Origin of the sequence: Halopiger djelfimassiliensis, from assembly GCF_000455365.1 — an archaeon.
In the GTDB taxonomy this organism is placed as follows: Archaea; Halobacteriota; Halobacteria; order Halobacteriales; family Natrialbaceae; genus Halopiger_B; species Halopiger_B djelfimassiliensis.
The window spans coordinates 899,151-905,406 of the sequence record NZ_HG315684.1 but is presented as its reverse complement, the minus strand read 5'-3'; the positions used below and the strand labels follow the sequence as shown (position 1 = coordinate 905,406).

Sequence of the window (6,256 nt, the reverse complement as noted above, 5' to 3'; positions counted from 1 at the left end):
CACACGATCGCCAGGTGAGAATGGGTTCTCCGGTTTCTGGTTGAGATGAGCTGTGTTCGGACCCAAGTCGTGCAACTCGTTCATCGGACGAGCGGCTAAATGTGCCAGTTTCTCGGGTTCCTCACCGGAGTATGACTCCTGAGTCTTTACCTTCGATTTGAGCGTTTCAGTCCGTTCCCAGCCGAGGAGGATGAGTGCGTCTTCGTTGTCTCGATGCCAGACCATCACGATGATGTCGTCGTCCGGGTCATTCTCGAGGATGTTCGCGGGCCGGAAAGCAGAGACATCACGAGAGGTCTTCACGTCGATTTCGTATCCGAACACCTCGAAGTCGTGACCGGAGAAACTCTCGGGATTACACCGACGGATGGCCGCTTCGTTTTGCCAGTCCCACATCTCCACGGGGAGATATTCGCGGCAAAACTGCTCGAACGCGAGTTCACCGAGATTTCCGATGCGTTTGACATCAAGATCGTCCGATCCTTGAATAACTGCCTGATGATGTGCCCGCTTTCGATCGATTTCGTCCGGCGTGTAGAGATACATTACACTTTAGTTATTTGTTGATCTAATGTATCTTACGCACTGGCCGATCTAGAAGGATCTTGGTCGAATTTTCGGTCAAACGGAGAGTTGCACATGTAAACCGAAGGCCTCGGCACTCATAGGGCTCGTCACCGCCGGGTGCCGAGTCCGGCTCGGAGCGGGTGCGTCGTCATCGGCCACGCGGGACTATGGGACTCGAGTCCAAGACGGTTTGGATCGCGACGACGAGGGAGGAACCGCCGAACGAGGGCGGCGTTGCACTCGTCGATGAGGTTATTGTGGTGGACTGTATGCCGGCGGGAGAATATCGCCGGCGCGCGGTCGGTGCCGGGCGTCCGATCCGCCGTCGAATCGTTCGCGGCGCTCGAGTCGGTTGTCTCGAGGACGGCGGAGTCGATCGCTCGGTAGCGGGTGCGGGCGTCGATTCGGTGTCGGCTCGAGTCCGTGGACGGGTTACCAGTTCGTGTGTTCGGTCCGTCAAGAGGTTGCCATCGTCGTTACGACTGGTCCCGGGTCGAGTCGGACCGGGCGGATCTTCGAGACGACCTCGGGACGGCAGAGCGGGACGACATCTGCAACGGGTCGAATCGCGGGTGTCACTCGGGTTTTGGCTGATACGTCCTCGATTTAGTGTCGGGGATGACCTGCGGAACCGATCGGGCGGTCGCGGCGTCGGTGATCGGCCTGCCGAACGCCCGACTACTTGCTCTCGTTCCCGTGGTTCCGGCGGCCGCCGGTTGTTCCGTTGAAGAAGAGCTTCACCGTTTCGTCCTCGTGGGCGGGGACGTGCACGAAAACGGCGTCCTCCTCTTCGCTGTAGGCGAACGTCTCGGGGGTGTCTTCCACCGTCTCCGCGTCGTCGACGGCCTCGTATTTCGTCGAAGCTGCCTGCACTTTCCGCGGGGATTCCGCTCGATTCAGTTTCAAGACGTACGACGAAAGCTGCGACCCGTCGTAGTTCCGGGCGACCGACTCGTGTTCGAACGTGACTACGCCGCCGGGAGTAGTCGAGACGGAGAAGTCGGTCACGTTGTACTCGCCGTCCTCGTAGGCGCGACTCTCGCCGTCGTCTTCGTAGAAGGAGTACGTCGCTTCCCCATCCACGTACGCGTCAAGGACGAGCGTCGTCAACGGCTGTTCGTCGGTGTACTGTTGGACTTCCCGCATCGGGATGATGGAGTCGGTCCGAACGAAAATCGGCAGGTGGTCGAGCGGCGCATCGACCGTGAGGGTTCGTCCGCCGTCGTACTCCTCGCCGGTCCAATAGTCGATCCACTGCTCGCCTTCGGGCAGGTAGACCTCGCGGGCGGTCGCGCCTTCCTCGAGGACCGGCGCGATCAGCAGGTCGTCGCCGAACATGAACTGATCGTCGACGTCGCGGGCACGCTCGTCGTTCTGGAAGTGGAACACTAGCGGCTGCTGAACGGGCTTGCCGGTTTCGCTGGCCTCGCGGAACTCGTTGTAGAGGTAGGGGAGTAGCCGGTAACGCAGCCGGAGGTACGTCTTGCTGATCGTTTCGACCTCGTCGCCGAACGTCCAGGGGTGTTGGTTGCGCGGCTCCCCGTCGTCGACCTTGGTGTGGCTGTCCGCGTGGTTTCGACAGTAGGGGACGAACGCGCCCAGTTCGATCCACCGGGCGAACAGTTCCGGACTGGGCCGACCGACGAAGCCGCCGATGTCGTGGCCGACGAAGGCAAGTCCCGACAGTCCCAGATTCAGCTGCATCGGGATCGACTTGCGCAGGTGCGCCCACGAGCTCACGTTGTCGCCGGTCCAGAGCGCCGCGTAGCGCTGTCCGCCCGCGTACAGGTTCCGGTTCAACAGGAACGGCCGCTCGTCGGGTTTGTAGACATCGTAGGCTTCGTGAGCAGCTCTAGCCATGTCGAAGCCGTACATGTTGTGGTACTCCGCGTGGGACATCGCATCCTCGCCGGTCCCGTGGACGTTGTCGACCGGCATCGTCCAGTCGTACTTCTCATTCTCCTGGAACACTGCCGGTTCGGCCATGTCGTTTTTGATTCCGTCGATCCCAGCCTCGAACAGCGCGTCGTGTTGCTCGGCCCACCATGAACGGACCTCCGGCCGAGCGAAGTCGGGCCAGACCGTTTCGTCCGGCCAGACCCTCCCGACGAAGGTCTCGCCGTCGGCGTTTTTCACCCAGTAGTCGTTTTTCGTCCCCTCGATGTAGACGTCGTACGGGGTGTGGTCGTCGGGGATATCGCTAGTGGTGACGGAGACGCCGTCCTCCCGCGGGCTGGCGTCTGGCGTACCGTCGTAGGGCGTGTCACCGGACGGGTCGTCGCCGGACCGGTCGCCGTCAGACGCGTCACCGTCGAACTCTCCGTCGTACGGGTTCTCGTCCTTGGACGGGTCGTCGGGCGTGTTGTCGTACGATTCCACGGCGGCGACACCGGGATCGTTAACGGCAACCGTTCTGATCCCCGGAACCGACTCGACGCGCCGGAGCGCCTCGCGGTACTCGTCGGTCCAGGTGAAGACGCGATACTCGTTCATGTAGTCGATGTCGAAGTGCATCGCGTCCAGCGGAATCCCCTTTTCGCGGTAGGTCTCGGCGGTTTCGACGATCTCCTTCGGGGTGTACTCCCACTTGCTCTGGTGGAGGCCGAGTCCCCACTTCGGCGGGAGCTCCATTGTCCCGGTCAGCTCCGTGTACCGCTCGAGCACCCCCTCGATGTCGGGGCCGTAGGTGAAGTAGTAGGTCAACTGGCCGCCATCGGAAAAGAAGGAGTAGTAGTCGTCTGACTCGGTCGCCATCTCGAACACGGAGTGACAGGGATCGTCGAAGAGGATCCCGTAAGCGCCGACGTCCTTCAGGCCGACGAAGAACGGAATCGACGTGTAGACGTAGTCGTTGTCCGCGCTGTACGCGTACTGGTCCGTGTTCCAGTGCTCGAGTTTCTCGCCCCGTTTGTTGAGTTCGTTTCCTGGCTGTTCGCCGAATCCGTAAAACGCCTCGTCCTCGTCAGTTTTCTTGTATGCGTACGGTTTGCCGTCCTCGTAGCCCGGCGTCCCCTTCTCCAGATAGTCTTCGTTAATGACGTTTCCGTCGTCGTCACGGAACCTGACGCCGAAGAGACCGTTGTTGATCTCGATCGTGATCGTCGCCGTCTCGAGCGCGATCCGCTCGTCGGTTGTATCGACAGTAAACTCGGGCGCGTCCCACTCGGTTCGCCCCTTCGCGATCCCCCGGGACTCGTACTCTTCCTCGCCGCGTTCGACGATCGAAACGCGGGCCATATCGTCGGCGAACAGCCGAACGTACCCCTCGTACTCGCCGAGATCGACTTTCACCCCGTCTTCGAGGATCTCGTAGCCCCGAACGGACAGCGTCTGGAGATTATCCTCGTCGAGTTCCGGCTCGTAGTGTATCTTCGAGTCGTAGTGATCCGCCCGCGCCGATGTCGATGCGAGCGTCCCGCCCGCCAGCAGCGCAGCCGATGCTTGTAGGACAGTTCGTCGCGTCGCAAACGGGGATAACCGACCTCCCATCGCTTGGAGAATTAACTATAGTTGTATTAAAATTTTCTATCGAATCAATACTAATAGGAGTTGTGGGTAATCGTGCAAATTAGCTTCGGACTGCTCTTCGTTCAGGTGGTACTCACAAACGGCATCGACGGGAGAACTCACCTCGTTCGGAGTAGTCGCAGTACGAACTTCTGCGCCGAAATCGATGAGCGCATGGAGAGAATCGCTGCGCCGCCCCCGGAGGAAGTATTCCTTCGAGCGTTCGCTTCCGGTTCGTTTACTGGTTGGGTTTCCGAACGAACACGGCCGTCAACTGACGCTTACGAACGGCGGCCGCTTCCGTGGTTCGCAAACGCCGCGTTCCACTCGTCGATCAGGTTCTCGAGCCGGGTTCGATCCCGACGGGCAAACGTTTGCGGGGCGCGATCGGTAGCTGACTGCGGATCTCGTGGGGACTGAACCGGGAGTGTGGTCTTCGAAGGCGTTCGGCCGCGAGTTTCGGGTCGATTCGGTGTCGGTTCGGCGTCGGCGTGGGGTGGTGTTCGTGTGCTCATGTCGGTCGGGTGATGGGATCGTCGAAAAGCGGTACTCGTCGGTGGAAACGGGCTCAGGCTACTACGCGTACGACCGACATCTGTACCCCCTCCTACTGACTCCACCCTCATAAAAGTTAATGATCGATAATGCGACAAAGCCCACAGCATCGAACACGGATCGCGTCCGTCTCTGGTGTGTTCGGGGAATCGAGTCCGACACCTTGAGAACCCGCGCCCGCGACCGCTCGAGTAGGACGATGACGGGCGACGATAGGAAGAGTGGTGCAGACGTCAGTTTCGTCGTGCCCGCGAGAAACGAGGCCGAGTACCTTCGGGGGGCGCTCGCGAGTATTGCCGCGCTGGATACGGCCTACGAGTACGAGGTTCTCGTCGTCGACGGGGACTCGAGCGACGACACGCCCGCCATCGCCCGCGAGTACGGCGCGACCGTCGTCTCGGGACCGGGAACGAGCATCGCGAGAGCACGGAACCTCGGTGCCGAGCGCGCGACCGGCGAGTGGCTCGCGTTCGTCGACGCCGATACGGAAGTTCGTGCGAGCTACCTGACCGACATGCTCGGGTTCGTCGAGGCAAACGGGCTCGCAGCCGCGAGTTCGTCCTGTCGGATCACCGGTCCGCGACGGGCCAAACTGATGGAAGCGACGATCAACTACGTCTTCCCGCGGCTCGAGAGACCGGTTTTGCCGGGTTTCAACTGTTTTGTCCATCGGCGAGCGTTCGCCGCAGTCGGCGGGTTTCCGGACGTCCCAAACGAGGACACGGCGTTCAGCCGGCGGCTCGCGGGTCGGTATCCGACGGCGTACTGTCCGTCGGTGCTGGTCGAGAGTTCGGGTCGGCGGATCGCCGACCACGGACTGACGGGGACGCTGTGGCACTATCTGCGGCTGGACGTCGATCGCCTCCGATCGAAGGGGTGACGTGCCATCGGCCCGGCTCGAGCGGGACGGGACGTCACGTTCGGTGGGCGGGTGGGGCCGTCCGTTCGCGGCTGTCGACGCCTCCACTGCCGAAGGTCACGCGAAGACTGGCACCGATACCGAGCATTGCGACGAGGACGCCAAGGGCCGTCCCGAGGTACGGGATCGGAACGAACAGCGCGCTCAGGAGCGCACCAATGAAGATGCCGAGCCACGCGTTGTCCGTCCCGAAACGCGCTCCGAGAACGGTGCCGACGGCAACGTAGCCGACGGTCCCCCACACGATTTCGAAGACGATAGCGAACACCGCGAGCGGGATACCGATAAGCATCCCGATGACGGTTGCGATCAGGACGAGCGACAACAACCACAGGGTCACGAAGACGAATAGCCCCGGTAGTCCGACAGCCATCGAGAGCAGCGTGCTGTGTCTGGCGGTTCGAACTGCTTGCTGGCCCCAGTCCGGAAAGAGACCGAGAAGCGAGATACCGACAAACGCCGTCACGGCGAACTCGGCACCCATCCGATAGTGGATCGGATACCCCTCACTGAGCCAGTTGAACGCGGATTGTGCCGCGACGGTGGAGGGAAGCAACAGCAAAAGCAATGCGGAGACGGGAACGATGATCCGATATCTCATACATCGTGTTAGAACATATATAATAAAACCCCTCCGATACTAAGGTGTTCGATCCGGCCGCCGTATCGAATGGGGTGTTTCCGGCCGGCGCGGACGGCACCCTCATG

General features: G+C 61.3%; 3 protein-coding genes and 1 pseudogene. 1 reads left to right on the top strand and 3 read right to left on the bottom strand.

Annotated elements, in window-relative coordinates:
- Together TX80_RS04450 and TX80_RS04445 are read right to left on the bottom strand one after the other, a co-directional pair.
- A pseudogene (locus tag TX80_RS04450) lies at nucleotides 1–546 on the bottom strand (hypothetical protein); the annotation flags it as partial.
- Between the two features lie 699 nt (nucleotides 547–1,245).
- Nucleotides 1,246–4,056, bottom strand: a complete 2,811-nt coding sequence (locus tag TX80_RS04445) for a glycoside hydrolase family 31 protein (RefSeq protein WP_049921724.1) — start codon at nucleotides 4,054–4,056, stop codon at nucleotides 1,246–1,248.
- 772 nt (nucleotides 4,057–4,828) lie between these two features.
- Here TX80_RS04445 and TX80_RS04435 point away from each other — a divergent pair.
- Nucleotides 4,829–5,509 (top strand): glycosyltransferase, encoded by a 681-nt coding sequence (locus TX80_RS04435; protein ID WP_049921721.1) that lies wholly within the window; start codon nucleotides 4,829–4,831, stop codon nucleotides 5,507–5,509.
- Nucleotides 5,510–5,543: 34 nt separating this feature from the next.
- Here TX80_RS04435 and TX80_RS04430 read toward each other — a convergent pair whose 3' ends face one another.
- Nucleotides 5,544–6,149 (bottom strand): hypothetical protein, encoded by a 606-nt coding sequence (locus TX80_RS04430; RefSeq protein WP_049921719.1) that lies wholly within the window; start codon nucleotides 6,147–6,149, stop codon nucleotides 5,544–5,546.
- Between the last annotated feature and the right edge of the window lie 107 nt (nucleotides 6,150–6,256).